Here is a 22,930-nt window from a genome sequence, read left to right as displayed (position 1 = left end):
TCGCCATCGGCTCGCTCTCGGGATGGTTGATGTTGTTGGGGATGATGGCGCGGCCGCGGGCGACCTCGTCGCGGACGAATTCGGGGGCGACGTAATCGGGGATGGAGGCGCCGAAATCGACTCCATCGCGAATGGCATTCGCGATGGCTTCGCGGCCGAGGTTCTCCCGGACCGCTACGTACTCCATTTCCGGAGTGATGATCCCCTTCCGCGCATAGTGCATTTGCGAGACGTTGTGCCCGGGCCTCGCCCGGAGCACGCGTTTGCGCACATTGGGGAAGGACTGGACGCCGCCGGAGCGGTCGGGGCCGAGCTGGCCGTTATCCTCGGGCTTCACCTCGCGCTGCAGGACTTCCTCGACATCGCCGCGGGCGCGGATCCAGTCGCGGCGGAGTTCGGGCAGGCCGGCCATGATGTCGATGCGGGCGGCGCCGTCGGTATAAGGGCCGGAAGGGTCGTAGACGCGCAAGGGGGGCTCGCCGCAGCCGGGCTCCAGCACGATCTCGCGCATTGCGACGCCGAGCGGGCCGACATGCACCTTGCGGCTGCCGCGGATCGGGCCGGTCGTGACCTTGAGTTCGGTGCGGGCGGGAATGTCGGCCATGTTCGCTCTCCTTTTGCGGACGGAGAGCGGGGTGCCGCACTCCCTCCCTACGCCGGTGTCAGCCGGATCAGGTTCGGCGGGTCGCGCCCGAACAGGCGCCTCTCAACCTTGTACGCAAGGTCCCCCGGGGAAATCGATGCTTACGCCCAGACGCGTGATCGCGAAAGGCGCTTTCGGAGATTGCGCGCCGCTGCTAACCTGATCTTCACCGCCGGGCTTCAAGACTCGGAACGATTACAGGGGGATGGGGATGTCTCGCAGCTTCGGATGGTGGAGCGCCGCGCTGCTGGCGTCGACGCTGCCGGCCACCGCCGGCGCCGCTGAGCCGGTCTATTTTCACAAGGCCGGCGTGGATCGAGACACCTTCGTCGCCGATCTGGGCGAATGCAACGAGCTGGCCGGCGGCGTGCGCGTGGAGCGGACGGCTTATTATTCGCCTAACGCGATCTCGATGGCGACCGCCGCCTTCATCGCGCCGATCCTGGAGGGGAGCATGCGGCGCGGCATGCAGAACAACGTGCTGCGCACCTGCATGGCGGACAAGGATTATCGCCGGATCGAGGTGTCCGACACGGAAGAGAAAAGCCTGAGGAAGCTGGAATTGCAGGCGCGGGTCGAGAGGCTGTTCACGCTCGCCACGGCTCCGCAGCCCGAAGGAAAGGTATTGCCGCGATGAAGACGAAGATATTGCTCGCAGTCGCCCTCGGCTGCAGCGGCGCGCCCGCCGCAGCGGATACGCTCAAGAAGGTGCCGGCGACGCTGAACCCGGCCAAGGCTTATATTCTGGTCGAGTATAAGCTGATGGAGAACCCGCTCGCGAAGCTTCCCGGATCGCGCAAGACCATGCCGCTGATCAACGGGCTCATCTTCGCGCGCTACGATCCGGCGCTCGGCGATGTCCGGGGCCTGGGCAAGGCCAAGTCGAACCCGCTGCCCGGCAAGCAATCCCCCGTCGAACCCTTCCGCAACCGTGAAATCGTCAGAGGGGACGCGGCGCGGCTGCACCTGATCGAGGTCGAGCCGGATACATGGGTGATCCAGGGTTTCGGCGACACGTCCTTCTCGCTGGGATCCTATGCGTTTCAGCTCGAGCCCGGGACGGTAACCGATCTCGGCGTCGCCGAACCGGCGACCGACTGGGCCGAAGACCAGCGCGCGATCAATGGGGGCGATCTGTTGAAGATGGCCTTTCTCGGGCCCTTCTCCAAGCGCCCCGATGTCGCGCCCGTGCGGGTTCACTTCCGCGCCCGCACCGATCGGGACATCGCGGTGCCGGCGAGCCTCCCGCGGGACAAGCTGCGCACCGTCGCGTTCGTGCCGAACGTCAAGTTCGGGAATTACCTGGGCGGGCTGGTCAACCGGATCGAGGGTGTCAACGCGCAGGCCAAAGCTTCGGAACAGACGGCCTCGACGGCACAGTGACGCCCAAGGCGCTTCAATAGAGCGGAAGTGCAAACTCGGGCGGCTCGGGCGCAGGTTGCGGCGCTCCGTCCGAGAGGTTCGATAAGGTGAGGCCGAGCAGGCGGATGGCCTTGGGCGGTGGCAAGGTCGCGCGGAGCAGGTCGATCCCGATCTCCAGGAACTCGTCGCGGTCGGCGACGGGCCGATCAAGGCTGCGGGAGCGGGTGATGATCCGGAAATCCTGATACTTGACCTTGAGAGTGACGGTGCGGCCGCTGATCCCCCGTTTTGCGTCGATGCGGCTCCAGACGGTGTCGGCGATGCGGGCGAGCTCGACGGCGAGCGCCGACTCCTCCCGTAGGTCCTCGAAAAATGTATCCTCCGCCCCGATCGACTTTCGAACACGGTGGGCGCTCACGCGGCGGTGGCAGATGGCGCGGGCGAGATCGTGATAATAGGGGCCTGAGCTGCCGAAATTGTGCGTCAGGAATTCCAGGCTGCAGGCCCGGAGGTCGGCGCCGGTCTGGATCCCCAGCCGCGCCATGCGCTCGGCGGTCTTGGGCCCGACGCCGTGGAAGCGGCTGACCGGCAGCGATGCGACGAAAGCCGGACCCTTGGCGGGCGTGATCACGCACAGGCCGTCCGGCTTGTTCTGGTCGGACGCGAGCTTGGCCAGGAACTTGTTGTAGGACACGCCGGCCGAAGCGGTGAGGCCGGTCTCCGCGCGGATGCGGGCGCGGATTTGTTCTGCGACCGCTGTTGCCGTGCCCAGGTCGGCAAGATGATCGGTGACGTCGAGATAAGCCTCGTCGAGGCTGAGCGGTTCGACGTGGGGCGTGTAATCGGCGAAGATGGCGCGGATCTGGCGCGACACTTCTGCATAGGCATCGAAGCGCGGCTTGACGAACAGGAGGTCGGGGCAGCGGCGCCTGGCGGTGATCGAGGGCATCGCCGATCTCACGCCGAACACCCGCGCCTCGTAGCTGGCGGCCGCGACGACACCTCGCCCGGTGGAGCCGCCGACCGCGACAGGCTTGCCCCTCAGCTCCGGATTGTCGCGCTGTTCGACGGACGCGAAGAAGGCGTCCATGTCGACATGGATGATCTTGCGGACGCCTGCAATCCCTGGTCCGTCGTTCACTCTTTGTGCTTAGCGTGGACGCGGAGAGCCGAAAAGCGAAATGCCGATTCCGCGATCAACTCCGATACGAAGCCATTCGGGAGGGCGCCCTATCCTTGAACGCACCGCCGGGGCTGGCGTTTAGCCAACCTGCCGTGTCAGGTTGTCGGGTGGCGCAGCCTTCATTGACGGAGCGGCTCATGGTCGAGTGGACGAAGGTGGTGATACCGGGCGTTCCGGACAGTCACCTCGGGCTGGATGGCGGTTTGCTTTGTGCCGAGGTCGACACCCGCAAGCTGCTGGAGGAGCAGCGGCGGGCGCACCCGGTGCGCTCCTTCTTCGAGAAGCTGCGGGGCCGGCCCGCCGAGCCGGAACGCAATGTTCTACAGGTATGGCGCCGGGCATATGACGGTGACTACACCGTCACCCGAATTGTCTATGATGGGGCTGGTGCGCTGGTGTCGGTCAAGCACACCCGCGTTTACGCAACGGACGACATCACGGGGGGCAGCCCGGTCGAGACCCTGGTTCCCCGCACGCAGCAGGAGATTAGGGATGAAATTCGGGCCTTCTTTGCCGGCGCTCCCGGCGCGGACAGGCTGATGGCCCAACTTCCGCCTCCTGAGGGTGCGGCGGTTTGAGCGCATCCGGGAGAAGCTGCCCAGGTCTCGGTGACCGAAGTCTCTAAGTAGATCGCGACGTGAGCGCCCGGTCCTGATAGGATTTCCCGAACAGGGAGATGACGATGTTCGGGGCAGCAGCTGGTCTGGGGTTACTTCTCGTCTCCGCGGGGGCAGCAGCAGCTCCACCAGTCGACTCAGCAGACGTGCGCTGCTTCCTTGTCGCTGCGGAAATGAGCGACACGAAGGACAAAGCGGTCGAAACAGCCGCATCGATCATGATGTTCTATTATCTTGGCCGGATCGACGCGAAGGATCCCGCGGCAAACGTGGAGGCACTGGTCGAGCAAGAAGTGGCGCGACTTACGGATGCGGACAAGAAGCAGCTGCTTGCGTCCTGCTCCGCGCAGGTTCAGCGCCGAGGGAAGGAGTTGAGCGGAGGCGGGACCTAAGGCGGGCCTTGCTTTGGCAGATACAGCTTCCGGTCCTGCCGCTCTTACTTGAACCGGATGCTCATCCCGACGGCGGCCATGCGGCTGCCGCGATCGTTGACGTCGCGCATCGGCTGGAGCCGATGCATGCCGCGCTCGCGCGGGCTGGTTCGGTTGACGGAGAAGAGACCGACGCCAAGGCTCATGTTGGGCGCGACCGGCACACTGCCGACCAGGCCGGCACGGGTGCCTTTGGTGCCGTCGTCGCGGACGAAGGGCTGGGCGGATACGCCGACGCCTCTGCCGCGCTGCTCGGGAAAAAGCGTGCCGTCCTGTCCGACGAAATCGCTCTGCCGGCCCTGCATCTCAGCATAGCTCGGGCCCAAGGTGGTTCTTCGATCCTCGCCCTCGTCCGGCTGGACTTGCGCCAGTGCGGGCGAGGCGAGCAGCAGCGGCGCGAGCATCAGCGCCGCCAGCATCGCTGGCCTGCCAGTCATTGCATCAACTCTCTTTAGCCTAGTTGCTTGATATAAAGCAGGAACGGGGGCGTAGTTCCTACTGTTTCGGAGGTGTAGCGAAGCGGGACGGAGATCGTCCGGGTCGTGCGTTGCACACCGATCATACGTCGGCTCGGACTTGATCCGGGCCAGGGCTCCTATCCGGCAGTCTGAAGGGCAGCCCTGCCCCGGATCAAGTCCGGGGCGACGTGATGGCTCTCAGCAGGCGATCCCGCCGGCGGCGAGAACCGCCAGGGTCACCAGATCCGACGCTGTCGCCGTCATCGGCGCGATCTGCACCGGCTTTTGCATGCCGATCAGCATCGGACCGATCACGGCGTCGCCGCCCAGCTCGCGCAGCAGCTTGGCCGAGGTGTTCGCGGATTGCAGGCCGGGCATGATGAGGACGTTGGCCGGACCGGACAGGCGGCTGAACGGGTAGATGCGCTGCATGGCGGGGTTCAGGGCGACGTCCGGCGCCATTTCGCCCTCATACTCGAAATCGACGCTCATGCCGTCGAGCGCGCGGACCGCTGCCCGCATATTCTCGAGGAACAAGCCTTCCGGGTTGCCGAAATTCGAATAGGAAACGAACGCCACGCGCGGCTCGTGGCCCATCCGACGCGCAACGGCGGCTGTGTGGACGGCGATGTCGACGAACTGATCGGTGGTGGGCCGCTCGGTGACGGTGGTGTCGGCGATGAACACGGTGTGGTTCTGGCCAACCATGACGTGGACGCCGAACGGGGTCACCCCCTCCTGCGGGTCGATCACGCGCCGGATCTCGCCCATCGTCTGGGCATAGGGCCGGGTGACGCCGGTGATCATCACATCGGCCTCGCCAAGCTCCAGCAGCATCGCGGCGAAGACGTTGCGGTTCTGGTTGATCAGCCGCTCGACGTCGCGATGGAGATGCCCCTTGCGCTGCATGCGGGCGTAGAGCTGATCGACCATCTCGGCCGTGCGGGCCGAGCTGCGGCTGTTGTGGACTTCGAAGCTGTCCGCATCCTCGACGCCAAGGGCGCGCAGGCGATCGTGCACGTCGTCGCGCCCGACCAGCACCGGGGTGCCGTAGCCACCGTCGCGGAAGGCGATCGCGGCGCGCAGCACCACATCTTCCTCGCCCTCGGCGAACAGGACGCGCTTGGGATTGGCGCGCGCGGCCTCGTAGGCGAGGGTTAGGAGGGAGGTGGTCGGGTTGAGCCGGGAGCGCAGGCTCACCCGATAGGCGGCCATGTCTTCAATGGGGCGGCGGGCGACGCCCGAGTCCATCGCAGCCTGAGCGACCGCAGCCGGCACGATCTCCATCAGGCGCGGGTCGAAGGGCGCGGGGATGATATAATCGGCCCCGAAGGTCTGGGCGCGGCCGCCATAGGCGGCGGCAACCTCTTCGGGGACCTGCTGGCGGGCAAGATCGGCGAGCGCTTCGGCTGCCGCGATCTTCATCTCGTCATTGATTGTGGTCGCGCGGACATCGAGCGCGCCGCGGAAGATGAACGGGAAGCCGAGCACGTTGTTGACCTGGTTCGGATAGTCCGACCGGCCGGTGGCGACGATCGCGTCGGGGCGCGCGGCCTTGGCTTCGGGCGGGGTGATCTCCGGGTCGGGATTGGCCATCGCGAAGATGATCGGCCGCGGCGCCATGTCCTTGACCATCTCCGGCTTGAGCGCCCCAGCGGCGGACAGCCCAAGGAAGATGTCCGCGCCTTTAAGGGCTTCTTCGAGGGTGCGGCGATCGGTCTTGGCGGCGTGGGCGGACTTCCACTGGTCGAGACCGTCGCGGCCCTGATAGATGACGCCCTTGCGGTCGCACATCAGGACATTGTCGTGCGGCACGCCGATCGCCTTGATGAGCGCCGTGCAGGCGATCGCGGCGGCACCGGCCCCGTTGACCACCACGCGCACATCCTTGAGCTCGCGGTTGGTGAGATAGCAGGCGTTGATGAGGCCTGCCGCGCTGATGATCGCCGTGCCGTGCTGGTCGTCGTGCATCAGCGGGATGTTCATGCGCTCCCGCAACGCCTGCTCGATGATGAAGCATTCGGGCGCCTTGATGTCTTCAAGATTGATGCCCCCGAAGCTCGGCTCCATCAGCGCAACCGCATTGATGAAGGCTTCCGGGTCCTCGGTCGCGAGTTCGATATCGATCGAGTCGACGTCGGCGAAGCGCTTGAACAGCACCGCCTTGCCTTCCATCACCGGCTTGGAGGCGAGCGCGCCGAGATTGCCGAGGCCCAGGATGGCGGTGCCGTTCGAGATAACGGCGACAAGATTGCCCTTCGCCGTGTAATCATAGGCGGTTGCGGGATCGGCGGCGATGGCGCGGACCGGGACGGCGACGCCGGGCGAGTAGGCGAGGGATAGGTCCCGCTGCGTCGCCATCGGCTTGGAGGCGATGATCTCGATCTTCCCCGGGCGCCCCTGCGAGTGGAAATCGAGCGCTTCCTGTTCGGAAAACTTGACGCTGCTCTCGCTCATCGCTGCTCTCCCCCTGTGAAGCCAAGCTGTAGGCCGCGACTCGCGAGCGGGGCAAGGTTGAAATCCGCCTCCGCGCACGGCGAGCTTTTAGGCGTTCCCCGCTCCCGCCTTACCCATTAACCCCTGCCGCATGGCGACCGCAGTCAAGGATTCCTCTCCCTCCCCGATGATGGCGCAATATCTCGCGATCAAGGCGGAGGCGCCCGATTGCCTGCTCTTCTACCGGATGGGCGATTTCTTCGAGCTATTCTTCGAGGACGCCCGCATCGCCGCCGGCTGCCTCGACATCGCGCTCACCGCGCGCGGCGAGCATCAGGGCGCGCCGATCCCGATGTGCGGCGTGCCGATCCATGCAGCCGAAGCCTACCTCGCCCGCCTGATCAAGGCCGGCCACCGGGTCGCCATCGCCGAGCAGACGGAAAGCCCGGCCGAGGCCAGGAAGCGCGGCTCCAAATCGGTGGTGAGCCGGGCGATCGTGCGGGTGGTCACGGCCGGTACGCTGACCGAGGAGGCCCTGCTCGACACGCGCGTGGCCAACTGGCTGGTCGCGACCACCAAGGTCGGCGAGCGCTGCGGGATCGCGGCCGCCGATATCTCGACCGGAATGTTCGAACTCTCCTCGGTGGCGCCGGCCGCGCTCGACGCCGAACTCGCGCGGCTGGGGGCGGCGGAGATCGTCAGCCCCGATCCCTTCCCCGGCCGGCCGGTGCAGGAGCGCCGCGCGGGCTTCGACAGCATGGCCGCCGAGCGCCGCCTGCGTGAGCGCTTCGAGGTCGCCACCCTTGACGGGTTCGGCCAGTTCGACCGCGCCGCCCTCGCCGCGGCGGGAGGCCTGCTCACCTATCTCGACGAAGTCGCGCGCGAGTCGCTCCCCTTTCTTCGCCCGCCGAGCCCGCGCTCGGCCGGCGATCACATGGCGATCGACGCCGCGACCCGCGAGAGCCTGGAACTCACCGTGTCCGCGAGCGGCACCCGCGCCGGCAGCCTGCTTGCCAGCGTCGACCGCACGGTGACCGGCGCCGGCGCGCGGATGCTCGCGGGCGATCTCGGCGCGCCCCTGCTCGACCGGCAAGCGCTGGAGGCGCGGCTTGATCTCGTCGCCGCGTTCGAGCGGGACGGCAACCTGCGCCATGCGCTGCGCAGCCAACTCAAGGCGCTGCCGGATATCGGCCGCGCGCTCGGTCGGCTGGCCGCCGGGCGGGGCTCGCCGCGTGATCTCGGTCAGCTGCGCGACGGGCTCGCCGAAGCGCAGCGTCTTCACGACCGTCTCGCCGCGCTCCCCGACCGGCCGTCTCTTCTGGGCCGGCTGCTGCCCGCGCTCACCGGACACGGCGCGCTCGTCGATCTGCTGTCCCGCGCGCTTGTGCCCTCGCCGCCGATCGACACGGCTGGTGGCGGCTACATCGCCGAAGGCTATGATGCGGCGTTGGACGTGCTGCGCCAGACCGGAGGCGAAGGCCGGCGCGCGATCGCGGCGCTGGAGGCGCGCTACCGCCAGCAGACCGGGGTGGCGGCGCTCAAGATCCGCCACAACAATGTGCTCGGCTACCATATCGAAGTTCCGGCGCGGAACGCGGACAAGCTGATGGCGTCCGATTCCGGCTTCACCCATCGCCAGACCATGGCAGGCGCGGTCCGCTTCAACGCGCCGGACCTGCACGAGCAGGCGCTCCGCGTCGGGCAGGCGGGCGCGCACGCGCTGGCGGCGGAGGCCGCGCATCTGGAGGAGCTGACCGAGACCGCGTTGCGGGATGCGCAGCGGATCGCCGAAGCCGCTGACGCGCTCGCCCGGCTCGATGTCGCCGCCGGCCTTGCCGAGCGCGCCGCCGAGGGCGGCTGGTGCCGGCCGAAATTCATGGATCACCACTGCTTCGAGGTCGAGGGGGGCCGCCACCCTGTCGTCGAGGAGGCGCTGAAGGCGAGCGGCGCCCGCTTTGTCGCCAACGATTGCCGGCTGTCGGAGGATGGGCGGCTGTGGCTGATCACCGGTCCCAACATGGGTGGGAAATCCACCTTCCTGCGCCAGAACGCGCTGATCGCACTGCTCGCCCAGGCCGGCTCCTACGTGCCTGCGAGCCGCGCCACGCTCGGACTCGTAGACCGGCTGTTCAGCCGTGTGGGCGCGTCGGACAACCTGGCAAGAGGGCGCTCCACCTTCATGGTCGAGATGGTGGAGACGGCGGCGATCCTGGCGCAGGCCACCCCGCGCAGCTTCGTCATCCTCGACGAGGTCGGCCGCGGCACATCCACCTATGACGGGCTCGCCATCGCCTGGGCGGTGGTGGAGGCGATCCACGACCGCAGCCGATGCCGCTGCCTGTTCGCGACCCATTATCACGAGCTCACCCGCCTCGCCGAACGGCTCGACGCCCTCTCCCTGCACCATGTCCGCGCGCGCGAATGGAAAGGCGAGCTCGTCTTCCTGCACGAAGTCGCGCCGGGGCCGGCCGATCGCAGCTACGGCTTGGCGGTCGCCAAGCTCGCCGGCCTGCCGCCGCCTGTGCTGGCGCGCGCCAAGTCCGTGCTCGCCAGGCTGGAGGAGGGACGCGCCGCGACCGGCGGGATCGCGGCCGGGCTCGATGATCTGCCGCTATTTGCCGCAGCGGCAAAGGAAGAGCCGAAGGTGAATCCTCTTGCAGCGGCGCTCGCGGAAGTGAACGCCGATGCGCTCAGCCCCCGGGAAGCGCTCGACTTCGTCTATCGGCTCAAAACCTTGACGAGCGATCAGTGACCGAGGCGCCCGTCACAATCGATCGGCTGCGATCGGCGCTGGAGGCGAGCTGGGACGCGCACACGGCTTACCAGGGCGCCGTCCGGCCAGGGAACCCCGCGTTCGGCCAATGCTATCCTACCGCGCGCGTCGTCCAATGGTTCTTTCCCGAGTCCGAGATCGCGTGCGGCGACGTCGATACGGGCTCGTCCATCGAGTGCCACTTCTGGAACGTCCGCGTCGATGGTGACCGCACCGACCACATCGATCTCAGCTGGGAGCAGTTCCCGCCCGGTTCGGCCGTGCTGAACTATCGGCTGCTGGATCGAAACGCTCTGGGTGACAGCCCTCCGACCCTCGCGCGCTGCGCATTGCTGCTGGAACGCGTTCACGCCGAGCTTGGCTGACTCGTCCAAGCCGCTCCGGTCCGCTAGATGGAGCGGCAATGACAGGGGCGATCCCTCACCAGCGTGCGATCATCGGCCGGCGGCTCCTCGCTGAGCGGCTCGACGGTTTGGATCGCAATACCGCCGCCGCTTTACTCAAGTCAGCGCTCGCCGACGGTCGCGCGGAGATCGCGCGCCGGCTTGAAGCGCGGCCTTATGCCGGAAGCGAGATCGCGGCCGCCTACGCGTTCCTCACCGACCAGGTGCTCCGCCTCGCTTACGATTTCGTCACGAACCAGCTCTACCCCCTCCCCAACCCCACCCGGTCCGAGCGGCTGCTGCTGCTCGCCGTGGGCGGCTACGGGCGCGGCGAAATGGCGCTCCATTCGGACGTCGACATCGCATTCGTGACGCCCGACCGGCAGGTCGCCTGGACCGAGCAGGTGATCGAGGCGACGCTCTACTTGCTTTGGGATTTGGGCCTGAAGGTGGGTCAGAGCAGCCGCTCGGTGGACGAGACGATCCGCATCGCCGGGTCCGACCAGACGGTCCGCACCGCCCTGCTTGAGATGCGCTATCTGTGGGGCGACGAGGGCGTGTTCGACGAGCTCTGCGCCCGCTTCTGGACCGAGGTCGTGGCCGGCAACGCGCAAGCGTTCGTGACCGACAAACTGGGCGAACGCAACGAGCGGCACAAGCGCATGGGCGACAGCCGCTACGTCGTCGAGCCCAACGTCAAAGAGGGCAAAGGCGGGCTTCGCGATCTCCACACTTTGTTCTGGATCGGCAAATATGCCTATCGCGTCCGCTCGGTGCCGGAGCTGGTCGAGGCCGGCCTGCTTTCTCCCGCCGAACTCAGCCAGTTCCAGAAGGCCGAGCGGTTCCTGTGGGCGGTGCGCTGCCACCTGCACCTGCTCGCCGGCCGTGCCGAGGAGCGGCTAACCTTCGATTACCAGCGCGAGATCGCCGCGCGCATGCGTTACGCGGACCGGCCGGGCAAGTCGCCGGTCGAGCGCTTCATGCGCCATTATTTCCTGCACGCTAAGACAGTGGGCGACCTCACGGGCGTCTTCCTCGCCCATCTTGACGAGAAGTTCGCCAAGCGCGGCAGCCGTTTCGGTTTCCCGACCCTGCGCCGGCGCCCGCGCAAGCTCGACGGCTTCGTGCTCGATCGAGGCCGGCTCGCGCTGCCGGGCGATGGTTTCTTTGCCGAGGATCCGGTGCGGCTGATCGAGATCTTCACGCTCGCCGACCGGCACGGGCTGGAGATCCACCCGCTCGCCATGCGCGCGGCGAGCCGGGACGCAAGGCTGATCGACGCCGCAGTCCGCTCCGATCCGCGGGCCAACGGCTTCTTTCTAGAGTTGCTCAGTTCCGGCCGCGAGCCGGAGCTGGTGCTTCGCTGGATGAACGAGGCGGGCGTGTTCGGCCGCTTCGTGCCCGATTTCGGCCGCGTCGTCGCGCAGATGCAGTTCGACATGTACCACCATTACACGGTCGACGAGCATACGATCCGCGCGATCGGCCTTGCCGCCCGGATCGAGCGCGGCGAGCTCAAGGACGATCATCCGCTCGCGACGCGCATCTTCGAACACATCGCCTCGCGACGGGTGCTTTATGTGGCGGTGCTGCTTCACGATATCGCCAAGGGGCGGGGCGGCGACCACAGCGTCATCGGCGCGGAGATCTCGCGTGAACTGTGTCCGCGCTTCGGCCTGACCGAAGCCGAGACCGACACCGTCGCCTGGTTGGTGCGATGGCACCTGCTGATGTCCGCCACCGCGTTCAAGCGCGACGTTTCCGACCCCAAGACGATCGTCGATTTCGTCGCTCGCGTGAAGAGCCTGGAGCGGCTGCGGCTGCTGCTGATCCTGACCGTTGTGGATATTCGCGCGGTCGGGCCGGGTGTCTGGAACAGCTGGAAACGCCAGCTGCTGCGCGCCTTGTTCGATGCGGCCGAGGAGAGTCTGCGGCTCGGCCACAAGCAGCGCGGCCGGCGCGAGCGGGTGCTCGCGATCCAGGAGCAGCTGGCGGCGCGGCTGCGCTGGAATGAGAGTCGCTTCGCGCGCCTCGCATGGCACCTGCCGGACAGCTACTGGCTCGCTGAGCCGCCTGATGTGCTCGAGCAGAACGCCCGGTTCGTTGACGCCGCGGATCGCGAGCCGTTGAAGGTCGGCCCGATCACCATGGCGATCCAGGAGGAGCGCGGCGCAACCTTGCTCACCGTCTATGCGAAAGACCAGCCCGGCCTGTTCTACCGCCTGACCGGCGCGATCAGCTTGGCCGGCGCGAACGTGATCGACGCGCGGATCCACACCTCAAGCGACGGCATGGCGCTCGACAACTTCCTGCTGCAGGATTCCGCCGGCAAGCCCTTCAGCGAGCCGCACCAGCTCGAGCGGCTCGAACGCCTCGTGCTTGGCGCACTGGCCGGCCAGGAGCCCATGACCGAGCGGCTGGAAGCCAAGGCGCTGCCGCTGACCCGCGCCGAGACGTTCCACATCCGGCCCGCGGTGTTCGTCGATCCGGCCGCGTCGAACCGTTATACGGTGGTGGAGGTCAATGCCCGCGACCGCGCCGCGTTGCTCAGCGGGCTTGCGCGCGCGATCTTCGAGTCCCGCGCGACGGTTCATTCCGCGCACATCGCAACCTACGGCGAGCGCGCGGTGGATGTCTTCTACCTGGCGGATCCGAAGGGCGAGAAGATCGAGAACCCTCTGAAACTGAAAGCGCTGCGGACCAGGCTGCTCAAAGCCGCGAGCGAACCGGAGATGGAGAGCGCCTAGGAAGCGTCACCCCGGCTCGCGCCGGGGTGACGAGGCTTCAGAACCGCGTCCGGACCGTCACGCCATAGGTGCGCGGCTCGGCCAGGAACTGCGAGAAGATCTGCCGGCCGCCCGGGAATTGCGGGTCCGCGAACGGAGCGCTGCTGAAGCCCGGAGCAAAGGGCGGCACGCCGGTTCCGCCCTGCTGGAAGGGCGAGTTGAACGCGACCTGCGCATAATCCTCGTTGAGCAGGTTCTGCGCCCAGAATTCCAGCGCCCAGCGCTCCTCCGGCCCACGCAGGCCGATGCGCGCGTTGACGACAGCGTAGCTGTCCTGCTGCTTCTGGGGGAACAGATCGGAGCCCGTATTATAATCGCCGGTGACGCGCGTATCGATGTAGAAAAGCCCCGACAGACCTGAGGAGCCGATATCCGGCGTCCAGGCGACCGAGCCCGTCACCACCACTTCCGGCGCGTTCGACAGATTGTTGCCCGGCAACTGCCGAAGCGCCGGATCGAGCGGCACACCCGTGTCACTGCCCACGAGATTGTTGCGGTACTTGGTGTCGGAAGCGGTGATGCCGAGATTGACGGACAAGTCGCGCGCCGGACGAAGCGAGGCTTCCACCTCCACGCCCTGTGACCGCACGCCAAAGCCAACATTGTCGGACGGGCAGGCGCCAGTCAGTCCGGCGGGATTGAAGTTGAAATTGCTTCCCGCAACGATCGCCGGATTGACGAAGTTCGGCGATCCGGGAGCGATGCTCTGGTCGCGGTCAGCGCCGTTCAGATCGAGCGAGCAGCCGTTGATCGTCTGAACGAGGAAGACAGTGCCGTTGAAGGTGTTCAGCTGGAAGTTCTTAAATTCCTGGCGGAAGGCGGCCACACTGATGGTGAAGGGGCGGCTCGAATATTTGAGGCCAAGTTCGTAAGCCGTATTGATCTCGGGATCGAATTGCAGGTTGCCGACAAGCGCCTGCGCACCGCCCTGGCTGGCGAAGGAAACGTTCGGCGCCTTCAACGCCGACCGGTCGAGATTGAAGCCGCCGGCCTTATACCCGCGCGAGTAGCTGGCGTAGAGGAGCAGGTCCTCATTGGGCTTCCAGGACAGCACGCCCGTGCCCGTAAACTCGTCCTCACTCCGGCGATCGGAGATTGAGACGCCATTCAACTCACTGGTCGAGTTACCCTGACAGGACAGGCCGATGATCGAATTCGACACGCCAAACAGCGCTGCATTGAAAGCGGGGCTCGCCGGGTTGATGAAGTTGCCGAGCGCGGCTTGGTTCAAAGGGCACGCCGTATTGTCGTTGCCGAAGGTCGCTTTGAATTTTTTGCGCTCGTTCGTGTAGCGAAGCCCGAAGGTCAAATCGACCGTGTCGGTGACGTGAAAGATGTTGTGCGTAAAGAACGCATAATTGCGGCTGTTCTGGAAATAGCGATCAAGAGTGCTGCCGCGATTATTGATGCCGTCAAGGCGATCGATGGCCGCGAAAATGAGCGGTGATGCTGCACCGAATGCAGGCGGACGCGCAGCCAGGCAGCCCGGAGCGGCGGGGTTGTAAAGAGCCGCGAGCCCGCCGCCGGAAATCAGGCGACAGGTTGCGAAGCGGCCATATTGGTTGCCGAACCGCAGATTGTCCGTCGCGGTGAGATCCTCGTCGGCATAATAAGCGCCGACCAGCCAGTCGAGGCGATCACCGAACAAGGTGCCCTGCAGGCGGAGTTCCTGGCTGAACGTCTGGAACTCGCGGCTCGCGCCGCCATCCGGCGCGCGATACAGGATATCGACCGTGCTGTAGTCGGTGTCCGAGCCCTGATCGCTCTGGTAATCGCGATAGGCGGTGATCGATGTGAGCGTCGCCGCGCCCAGCTCCCAATTGGCCTCGAGCGAGATGCCCTTGTCTTCCGTCTCGCCGGCATAGCTGCGGCCGGGCGTGACGTAGATGGTGCGGTCGTAGGCCTGATTGAACGCCCCGAGATCCTGACCCAGATCGCGAAGCACGTTGATGATGTTGTTGCCGGCGTCATTGACCCGCGGCGGCACGGCGCCGGGCTGCAGGATCGGCGACACTGGGTTGTTGAGGTTCCCGATCAGCGGATTGACCTGATTGGTGACGTAGGTTGCGCCGCAGCACTTCTCGTCGCGCTTCGTGTAGTCGGCGATCAGCCGGAAAGAGAGCGCATCGGTCGGCTCGTAACGCAGCTGGCCGCGGACGAAGTAACGGTCGCGGTCGTTGACGTCGGTGTCGTTGTTGATGTCGCGATAGAAGCCGTCGCGCTGCACGTAGACGCCGTCCACCCGGTAGGCGAGCACGTCGTCGATGATCGGGCCGGTGATTCCCGCCGAAGCGCGGAGGAAATCGTAATTGCCGTAAGTGAGCTCGGCCGTGGCGGCGGTGGTAAAGCTTGGCTGCTTGCTGATGATGTGAATGAGGCCGGCCGACGCGTTGCGGCCAAACAGCGTGCCCTGCGGTCCGCGCAGCACCTCGACGCGCTCGATCTCGCCCAGTTCGTTGAGTCCGATGCCCGAGCGGGAACGGTAAACGCCGTCGATGAACACGGCGACCGAGCTTTCCAGGCCCGGATTGTCGCCGACCGTGCCGATGCCGCGGATACGGGCGGAGCCGTTCGCCTCCGAGCCGGTGGAGGAGACGAGCAGCGACGGCGCGACCTGGTTGAGCTGACGGATGTCGTTGGCGCCGGTATTCTGAAGCGTCTCCGCGGTGATGGCGGAAACGGCGATCGGCACGTCCGACAGCGGGGAAGCGCGCCGGTTCGCCGTGACGATGATGTCCTGGGGAGCGACTTCGCTCTCGTCGGTTCCGGCCGCAGCTTGCTGCTCAGGGCCTGGACCCGAGTCATCCTGAGGCGTTTCCTGCGCGATCGCCGGCTGCGCTAGCGCCATCAGCCCCGCCGACATGAACCAAAATGATTTCCGCATGACCCCTCCAGATTTGCTTGTTTTGACCAAAGCTAATCAAAATCAGGAGGTGCCGCCAGCGGAAAGCCGTGCTTTTCCGCTGGTCAGGCGAGATTATTGCAATTCCGCAACAAAACAGTCTTTGGATGAAACCGGCTTAGCCGCCTGCCGCTACGGCAAGCTCGCCCGACTTCACTTGGGCGAGAGCACCATCAGCATCTGTCGGCCTTCCATGCGCGGATGCTGCTCGATCTTGGCTTCCGTCTCGGTGTCCCCCTGGACGCGCTGGAGCAGCTGCATTCCGAGCTGACCATGGGCGAGTTCGCGGCCGCGGAAGCGGAGAGTCACCTTGACCTTGTCGCCTTCGCCGAGGAATTTGTGGATCGCGCGCATCTTCACGTCGTAATCGTGATCGTCGATGTTCGGACGCATCTTGATCTCCTTGATCTCCTGCGTCTTCTGGCTCTTCCGGGCGAGATTGGCCTTCTTCTGGGCCTCATATTTGAACTTGCCGACGTCCAGGAACTTGCAAACGGGCGGATCCGCGCCCGGCGATACCTCAACCAGATCGAGCCCGACGGAAGCCGCTTGCTCCATCGCTTCCCGGGTGAACATCACCCCCAGATTTTCACCATTCTCATCGATCACGCGCACCTTGGGCACGGAGATGAATTCATTGAAACGGGGGCCGTTCATTGGCGGCGCGACTGGGCGCCGGATCATCGGGGGGCGTATAGCTGGTTACTCCTGTTGCCGTTTGGAACCAGCCACCTAATGACTGAGCGGCGATTTTGGAAGGCGGCGCGAACATCGAAGCCGCGCTTTTCCGCTCGGCTGTGGCCGTCGTGCCGCGTGCGCATGCTTAACGGCTTCTTCACCCTGCCCGCTTAGCTCTTCGCTTCTATATGCAGCATCAAGTCATCTCGCGCGGGGCAGACCGCCCTCGTTTCGGACAGCGCCCGCACCGGCTCTCCTGGAGCGACGCGGCGCCGCTCCTCCTGGTTCTGCTGGCCGCCCTCCTGATCGTCGCCGTCAATCCGCTCGGATATCGCGGGGGAGGCGCCGACGATTGGCACTACATGTCGGCGGCGCGGTGCGCGGCCGAGCAGGGCTTTTGCCTGCCGCCCGACCATTGGTGGCGCCGTTTCCCGCTCGTCATTCCGGCGGGACGCGCCATCGCCTGGTTCGGCGAAGGTAATTTCGGGCTCTGGGTCGTGCCGCTCATTTACGGGGTCGGTGCGATTTCGCTGTTCGTGCTGATGATCCAGCGCCAGTTCGGCCGGCTTGAAGCGCTGCTGGCCGGGCTGGTGCTGGTCGCCACGCCGGTCTTCTCGGAGCGCTTGCTCGAGATCAACGTCGACACCGCCGAGTTCGCGTTCGTGCTTGCCGCCGCCTTCTTCGTCGAGCGCGGGTACCGCAAAGGCAGCGCGATCTGGATCCTCCCGGCTGGAGCGATGCTGGCGCTTGCCGTTCAGGCCCGGCCGACCTCGCTCGCGCTAGTTCCCATCTTTCTGATGGGCCTTGCAATCGTCCCTGCGCTGCGCCGGAGCATAGGCGCGTTCGCGGCCGGCATGGCGATCCCGATCGGATGCGAAGCTCTGGTATACGCCATCTGGACGGGGGACGCGCTGCTTCCCTGGAAGCTTTCCATGGCGCACACGCGCATCCCGACAAGCGAACTCGACGCGTCGGTCGATCTCAGCCAGAGTCCGCTGTTCAACGTCGCTTACATCGACGGCTGGGTGCCGTCGGTCGGGATCGAGGCGCACTGGAGTGTCGAAGGCCTCGTCAACCTGCTCGCCCACCCCGGCATCGGGCTCAGCCTGATCTGCGGCCTCCTCTTCATCGCGCTGCATCGGCAGAAGCTCGGCACGCAGCTTGGCGGAGGCAAGCTGATGCTCTTCCTGATCGGCGGGGCGATGCTGTTCTTCGGAGCGCTCGTCTACGGCCTCGCCGTCGATCCCAAGCCACGAATGTTCCTGCCCGTCGCGGCGGTTGCGAGCGTCTGCTTCGGCGTCTTCGCGGCTCGCAGCTGGCGCGAGGGCAGCCGGGCGCTCGTTTTGGTCTGCCTCGCCCTGCTGCTGGGCAAGGCGGCCATGGCGTCTTACAACCGACTGGACCTGCAAGGCGCGGGCGCTCTCGCACGCGTCTGGATCGCGCAGGAGCCCGCCGATACGCTCGCTGCAGACGACCTGACCTCGCGCTTTCTAACTCTCTCCCCGGAAGTCCGCGCGTTGCCAGTCCACCCGGACGGCGACCGGCGCCGCGTCCTGGTCGTCTCGCCGGGGCCCTGCACCGATCTGACGAAAAGCGGCGATTATCGGCGCTGGCCCATTCTGCGGTCGCATCGCTTCGATCGCGCGGAGCCGCAGCTCATCCGCATGCTGCGCGAGCGCAACCTGTTCATGAACGCGCGGCTTGCGCCCTCCCTGTGCCTGCTGGGTCGGCCGGCGGAACGCTAGCGCAGGTCGGGCGGCGTCGACTCCGACCTGAGCCGGCCTAGCACCGCGTCGGTCGCGAGCACTTCCTGCCGCGCATCCGTGCCGAGCGGGCGGACGGCGAGCGTGCCCTCCTCCGCCTCGCGCTTGCCGACGACCAGCAGGTACGGGACCTTGGCCAGGCTGTGCTCGCGCACCTTGTAGTTGATCTTCTCGTTGCGAAGGTCGGTTTCGACCCTGAGGCCAGCGGCTCTCAATTGCCCCGCCACCTGTTCCGCATAGCTGTTGGCGTCCGACACGATGGTCGCGACCACCGCCTGGACGGGCGCCAGCCAGAGCGGGAACTTGCCCGCATGATGCTCGATCAGGATGCCGATGAAGCGCTCGAAAGTGCCCAGGATGGCGCGATGGAGCATCACCGGCCGGTGCCGTTCGCCGTCCTCGCCCACATAGGACGCGTCGAGCCGCTCGGGCAGCACCGTGTCGGCCTGGATCGTGCCGACCTGCCAGGTCCGCCCGATCGCGTCGGTGAGGTGGAATTCCAGCTTCGGCGCATAGAAGGCGCCCTCCCCCGGCAGTTCCTCCCAGCCATATTCGGGCGTCGCGCGCCCGGCCGCGGCGACCGCGTCGCGCAGGACCTGCTCGGCCTTGTCCCACTCGGCGTCGGAGCCGAAGCGCTGCTCCGGGCGTAGCGCCAGCTTGATTGCATATTGGTCGAAGCCGAGGTCGCGATAGACGCTGTCGAGCAGGTCGCAAAAGGCGACGATTTCGCCGATCAGCTGGTCCTCGCGGCAGAAGATGTGCGCGTCGTCCTGCGTGAACTGGCGCACGCGCATGATCCCGTGCAGCGCGCCGTGCGGCTCGTTCCTGTGGCACACGCCATATTCGGACATGCGGATCGGCAGGTCGCGATAGCTGGTGATGCCCTGCTTGAAGATGAGGACGTGCGCCGGGCAGTTCATCGGCTTGAGCGCCATGAGATCGCCCGTGCCGGAAAGGATCGGCGCGTCATCCTCGGTCGAGGGGATCTCGTCGGGCACGACGAACATGTTCTCGCGATACTTGCCCCAGTGGCCGGACCGCTCCCATTGCCGCGCGTCCATCAGCTGCGGCGTTTTCACCTCGTCATATCCGGCGGCGTCGAGTCGCCGCCGCAGATAGGATTCGAGTTGCCGCCAGACGAGGAAGCCCTTCGGGTGCCAGAAGACGCTCCCCTGCGCCTCGGACTGGAGGTGGAACAGGTCCATCTCCTGGCCGATCTTTCGGTGGTCGCGCTTCGCCGCTTCCTCCAGCCGAAGAAGATGCGCGTCGAGTTGCTTCCTGTTGAGCCAGCCGGTGCCGTAGATGCGGGAGAGCATCGCGTTCTTCTGGTCCCCGCGCCAGTAAGCGCCTGAGACACGCGTCAGCTTGAACGCCTGCGGATCGAGCTTGCCCGTCGAGGCGAGGTGCGGCCCGCGGCACAGATCGAGCCACTTGCCGGAGCGGTACATGGTGATCGTCTCGTCGGCGGGCAGCTCCATCACCCACTCGGCCTTGAAGGTCTCCCCCTGCTCCAGGAAGAAGGCGCGCACGTCGTCGCGGGTCCAGACTTCGCGGATGAGCGGCTCGTCGCGCGCGATCACGCGCCGCATTTCCTCCTCGATCGCGGGCAGGTCTTCTTCCGTGAACGGCCGCTCCTTGGGCGCGAAATCGTAATAGAAGCCGTCGTCCGTCGCAGGGCCAAAGGTGATCTGCGTGCCGGGGAACAGGTTCTGCACCGCCTCGGCGAGCACGTGCGCGAAGTCGTGCCGCGCGAGCTCCAGCGCGTCCGCCTCGTCGCGCGCGGTGATCAAAGCGAGCTCGGCGTCCTCCTCGAACGGGCGTCGCAGGTCGCGCACCTCGCCGTTGATCCGCGCCGCCAGCGCCGCCTTGGCAAGACCCGGCCCGATCGCGGCCGCGACATCCGCCGGGGTGGTGCCCTGGTCCACTTCGCGAACGGAACCATCGGGGAGGCGGATTTTGAACTGCTGCGTCATGCGGGCGCATGTAGCGGCAGGGCGGCCCGACCTCCACCCCTTCGCGGCGGCGCTGTCCTACAGCGCGCTCCCTATGATAGCGACCGGCAGATGCCTATGACGCCTCCCTTCGAAGATCGACGTTCCTGATGGACGGGGTGCGGCATCTGCACATCGGAGGCGGGCGCCGGCTCTCCTACGCGCTGACCGAAGGGCGCGGACCGACGCTGGTCTTCCTGCCGGGATACATGTCGGACATGGAGGGCACCAAGGCGCTTGCGCTTGCCGCCTGGGCGGAGGCCGAGGGCCGGGCGATGGTGCGTTTCGATTATGGCGGCTGCGGGGCCAGCAGCGGCGAGTTCGAAGCGCAGACGCTGGCCGGCTGGCGCGACGACACGCTGTCGATTATCGACATGCTGACCGACAACCCCGCCGTGCTTGTCGGATCGTCGATGGGCGGCTGGCTGATGCTGCTGGTCGCGCTCGCCTGGCCGGAGCGGATCGCCGGGTTGGTGGGAATCGCGGCGGCGCCGGATTTCACCGCCTGGGGATATACGCCGGACGAGAAGATGACGATCCTGCGCGAAGGCCGGCTGGAACGCCCGTCCGACTATGCCGAGACGCCCTATGTCACCAGCCGAGCATTCTGGGAAAGCGGCGAAGCGCTGCGCCTGCTCCATGCCGAGATCGCGATCGACTGCCCGGTGCGGCTGCTGCACGGCCAGGCCGATCCGGACGTGCCCTGGGCCTATTCGCTGGAGCTGAGCAAGAAAGTGCGTTCAGCCGACGTGCAGGCGATCCTGGTCAAGGACGGCGACCATCGCCTGTCCCGCCCGCAAGACATCGCCCTGCTGATCGCGACCGTGCGCACCCTCCTGGAGGCCCCTTGATCCTCACTCTATTGGCGCTTGCCGCCCAACCCGCCCCGGCCGCTCCGACGGCGCAGGGCTGCGCGCAACTCGCACGGTCGCAGCCGGAGAAAGCCGTCGAGGCCGCAGGCGCCTGGCGAATCGCGGGGGGCGGCCTTGCCGCAAGGCACTGCCTCGGCCTCGCCTACACGGCGCTTGAGCGCTGGGCGCCCGCGGCTGAGGCGTTCGCCGCCGCTGCCGCCGAAGCGGAGTCCGCCAAAGACAGCCGACGCGGAGAGTTCTGGGTGCTGGCCGGCAATGCCTGGCTGGCCGCCGGCGAGGCCGCCAAGGCCAGAGCCGCGCTCGACTCGGCGCTGGTCGCCGGCATCGGCTCGGCCGAGCTACGCGGCGAGGCGCATCTCGACCGTGCGCGGGCGCTCGTGGCGCTGGGCGCGATTCCCGCCGCGCGCACCGACATCGATCTTGCGCTGAAGCTCGTGCCCGGCGATCCGTTCGCATGGGTGCTTTCCTCGGCGCTCGCGCTCAGGGAAGAGCAGATCGCCCGCGCCCGCGCCGACATCGCCAAGGCGACCGAACTCGCGCCGGACGATCCGGACGTGCTCCTTCAGGCCGGCAACGTCGCCGGGGTCGGCGGCGAGATCGAGGAAGCGCGCACGCTGTTCGCCAAAGCCGCCAAGGCCGCGCCTGACTCGCCGGCGGGCCAGGCCGCTGCGGCGGCGCTCGCCGCCAATGCGGGCGAGGGCAAGTGATCCTCCACGGGCCGGCGAGGGGGGCCGCGGCGCGCAACAACGTGGTCGAGGACGCGCTTCGTCCGCACCGGGCTGGAGAGCCCCCTCCACCATGCTGCGCATGGTCCCCCTCCCCGTCCCGGGGAGGATCTTAGTCCAGGTAGAATTCGATCGTGGTCACCACCCGCACCTTCTGAAAGGGCGAGTCGTTGCCGGAGCCTTCGCTCTCGCCGTCGCGGGCGGTGATCGAGAAATAGCCCTGCGTCGCAGAGCGGATGCCGCCCACCTCGGTGCCGCTGTCGGCGGCGAATTGCTGGGCGCCGCGGCGGGCGTCCTTGGTGGCGGCCGCGATCATCGGCGGCTTTACGTCGTTGAGCTTGGTGAAGCTGTAGGTGATGTCGGACCCCTCCTCGATCGCCACGCCGCTCCTGATCAGGTCGAACTGACGGGCGAAGGCCGAGCGCGCCTTCATCACGTCGCGGGTACGCAGTTGGAGCTTGCGGCGAACTGTGACGACGTTGCCGCCGCGATCGTTGTCGAAAAAATTGCTGACGCTGACGCCCGCGGCCGAGATGTCCTCGGGTTTGAAGCCTGCCCGGGTGAAGAAGTCGGTGATGGCCCGCGTGTCCTGGTCGATCGCGCCCTGGACCGCGCCGAGTTCGCCGCCCTGCTCGGAATAGTTGATCGTCCAGGTGGCAAGATCGGCGGTGACGTCGCGCTCGGCGAGCCCCCGCACGGTGACCGCGCGGTCAGCCATTCGCGAGCGGCGCAGGCCATCGCCGAGCAGATAGCCGCCGATCGTGACGCCAAGCGCGAGAATAGCGGCCGAGAGCAGAAGAGCGTTCCTGTTGCCGAGCATGCGTTCAACCACGATATGCCTCCCTGGAATGCGGGCGCGGAACTCCCCGGCCAGCTTCGAAGGTCTGACACTCTGTCGATGAACCGTTGCTTTCTAGCGGTGAACTG

Annotated in this window: 18 protein-coding genes and 1 riboswitch; of the genes, 10 read left to right on the top strand and 8 right to left on the bottom strand. The window is 66.6% G+C overall.

Features of this window, described 5'->3' with window-relative positions:
- Positions 1–604, bottom strand: a 604-nt coding sequence (locus tag VF631_RS07975) for a phosphomethylpyrimidine synthase ThiC (protein WP_431849757.1), incomplete at its 3' end; no start/stop codon positions are given.
- Positions 605–631: 27 nt separating this feature from the next.
- Positions 632–741, bottom strand: a riboswitch (TPP riboswitch).
- A 113-nt stretch (positions 742–854) separates the two neighbouring features.
- Here VF631_RS07975 and VF631_RS07970 point away from each other — a divergent pair.
- Positions 855–1,280, top strand: a complete 426-nt coding sequence (locus VF631_RS07970) for a hypothetical protein (protein WP_431849756.1) — start codon at positions 855–857, stop codon at positions 1,278–1,280.
- Complete coding sequence (locus tag VF631_RS07965; RefSeq protein WP_431849755.1) at positions 1,277–2,026, top strand: hypothetical protein; 750 nt, start codon at positions 1,277–1,279, stop codon at positions 2,024–2,026. Before VF631_RS07970 ends, VF631_RS07965 begins: the two co-directional genes overlap by 4 nt.
- A 13-nt stretch (positions 2,027–2,039) precedes the next feature.
- On the opposite strand, the gene dinB is transcribed toward VF631_RS07965, so the two are convergent.
- Positions 2,040–3,146: a DNA polymerase IV gene (dinB, locus tag VF631_RS07960; protein ID WP_431849754.1), complete on the bottom strand. Its 1,107-nt coding sequence runs from the start codon at positions 3,144–3,146 to the stop codon at positions 2,040–2,042.
- Positions 3,147–3,325: 179 nt separating this feature from the next.
- Between dinB and VF631_RS07955 the strand changes: the two genes are divergently transcribed.
- Together VF631_RS07955 and VF631_RS07950 are read left to right on the top strand one after the other, a co-directional pair.
- The gene (locus tag VF631_RS07955; RefSeq protein ID WP_431849753.1) at positions 3,326–3,766 is read left to right on the top strand and encodes a hypothetical protein; all 441 of its coding nucleotides are present in this window, start codon (positions 3,326–3,328) and stop codon (positions 3,764–3,766) included.
- A 212-nt stretch (positions 3,767–3,978) separates the two neighbouring features.
- Positions 3,979–4,197 carry a hypothetical protein gene (locus tag VF631_RS07950; RefSeq protein ID WP_431849752.1) on the top strand — a complete coding sequence of 73 codons (219 nt, stop codon included), beginning with the start codon at positions 3,979–3,981 and terminating at the stop codon, positions 4,195–4,197.
- Between the two features lie 44 nt (positions 4,198–4,241).
- Here the strand turns inward: VF631_RS07950 and VF631_RS07945 are convergent, their stop codons facing one another.
- Together VF631_RS07945 and VF631_RS07940 are read right to left on the bottom strand one after the other, a co-directional pair.
- Positions 4,242–4,673: a hypothetical protein gene (locus VF631_RS07945; protein WP_431849751.1), complete on the bottom strand. Its 432-nt coding sequence runs from the start codon at positions 4,671–4,673 to the stop codon at positions 4,242–4,244.
- A gap of 219 nt (positions 4,674–4,892) precedes the next feature.
- A complete protein-coding gene (locus VF631_RS07940) occupies positions 4,893–7,151 on the bottom strand; it encodes an NADP-dependent malic enzyme (protein WP_431849750.1) in 2,259 nt (752 codons plus the stop codon).
- 130 nt (positions 7,152–7,281) lie between these two features.
- Between VF631_RS07940 and mutS the strand changes: the two genes are divergently transcribed.
- From mutS to VF631_RS07925, 3 genes are read left to right on the top strand one after another with little or no spacing between them, the layout of a single operon-like run.
- Entirely contained in the window at positions 7,282–9,882 is a 2,601-nt protein-coding gene (mutS, locus tag VF631_RS07935; protein WP_431849749.1) for a DNA mismatch repair protein MutS, read from the top strand.
- Positions 9,879–10,268, top strand: coding sequence for a YunG family protein (locus tag VF631_RS07930; RefSeq protein WP_431849748.1), 390 nt, complete (start codon positions 9,879–9,881; stop codon positions 10,266–10,268). The genes mutS and VF631_RS07930 overlap by 4 nt, the downstream gene beginning before the upstream one ends.
- Before the next feature lie 38 nt (positions 10,269–10,306).
- Positions 10,307–13,033 (top strand): [protein-PII] uridylyltransferase, encoded by a 2,727-nt coding sequence (locus VF631_RS07925; protein ID WP_431849747.1) that lies wholly within the window; start codon positions 10,307–10,309, stop codon positions 13,031–13,033.
- Positions 13,034–13,070: 37 nt separating this feature from the next.
- Here VF631_RS07925 and VF631_RS07920 read toward each other — a convergent pair whose 3' ends face one another.
- Complete coding sequence (locus tag VF631_RS07920; protein ID WP_431849746.1) at positions 13,071–15,956, bottom strand: TonB-dependent receptor; 2,886 nt, start codon at positions 15,954–15,956, stop codon at positions 13,071–13,073.
- Positions 15,957–16,127: 171 nt separating this feature from the next.
- On the bottom strand, positions 16,128–16,658 hold the full coding sequence (gene infC, locus VF631_RS07915; RefSeq protein WP_431849745.1) for a translation initiation factor IF-3: 531 nt from the start codon (positions 16,656–16,658) through the stop codon (positions 16,128–16,130).
- 182 nt (positions 16,659–16,840) lie between these two features.
- Between infC and VF631_RS07910 the strand changes: the two genes are divergently transcribed.
- Entirely contained in the window at positions 16,841–18,397 is a 1,557-nt protein-coding gene (locus VF631_RS07910; RefSeq protein ID WP_431849744.1) for a glycosyltransferase family 39 protein, read from the top strand.
- Here the strand turns inward: VF631_RS07910 and thrS are convergent.
- A complete protein-coding gene (gene thrS / locus VF631_RS07905) occupies positions 18,394–20,388 on the bottom strand; it encodes a threonine--tRNA ligase (RefSeq protein ID WP_431849743.1) in 1,995 nt (664 codons plus the stop codon). The genes VF631_RS07910 and thrS overlap by 4 nt on opposite strands.
- A gap of 128 nt (positions 20,389–20,516) precedes the next feature.
- On the opposite strand from thrS, the gene VF631_RS07900 reads away from it, so the two are divergent.
- Both VF631_RS07900 and VF631_RS07895 read left to right on the top strand, forming a co-directional pair.
- Positions 20,517–21,257, top strand: a complete 741-nt coding sequence (locus VF631_RS07900) for an alpha/beta fold hydrolase (protein ID WP_431849742.1) — start codon at positions 20,517–20,519, stop codon at positions 21,255–21,257.
- The gene (locus tag VF631_RS07895; RefSeq protein WP_431849741.1) at positions 21,254–21,985 is read left to right on the top strand and encodes a tetratricopeptide repeat protein; all 732 of its coding nucleotides are present in this window, start codon (positions 21,254–21,256) and stop codon (positions 21,983–21,985) included. The genes VF631_RS07900 and VF631_RS07895 overlap by 4 nt, the downstream gene beginning before the upstream one ends.
- A gap of 130 nt (positions 21,986–22,115) precedes the next feature.
- Here the strand turns inward: VF631_RS07895 and VF631_RS07890 are convergent, their stop codons facing one another.
- Positions 22,116–22,823, bottom strand: a complete 708-nt coding sequence (locus tag VF631_RS07890; protein WP_431849759.1) for an SIMPL domain-containing protein — start codon at positions 22,821–22,823, stop codon at positions 22,116–22,118.
- Positions 22,824–22,930: the final 107 nt, after the last annotated feature.

Origin of the sequence: Allosphingosinicella sp. (assembly GCF_036387615.1) — a bacterium.
Lineage (GTDB): Bacteria > Pseudomonadota > Alphaproteobacteria > Sphingomonadales > Sphingomonadaceae > Allosphingosinicella.
This window is presented reverse-complemented; position numbering and strand designations above follow the sequence as displayed.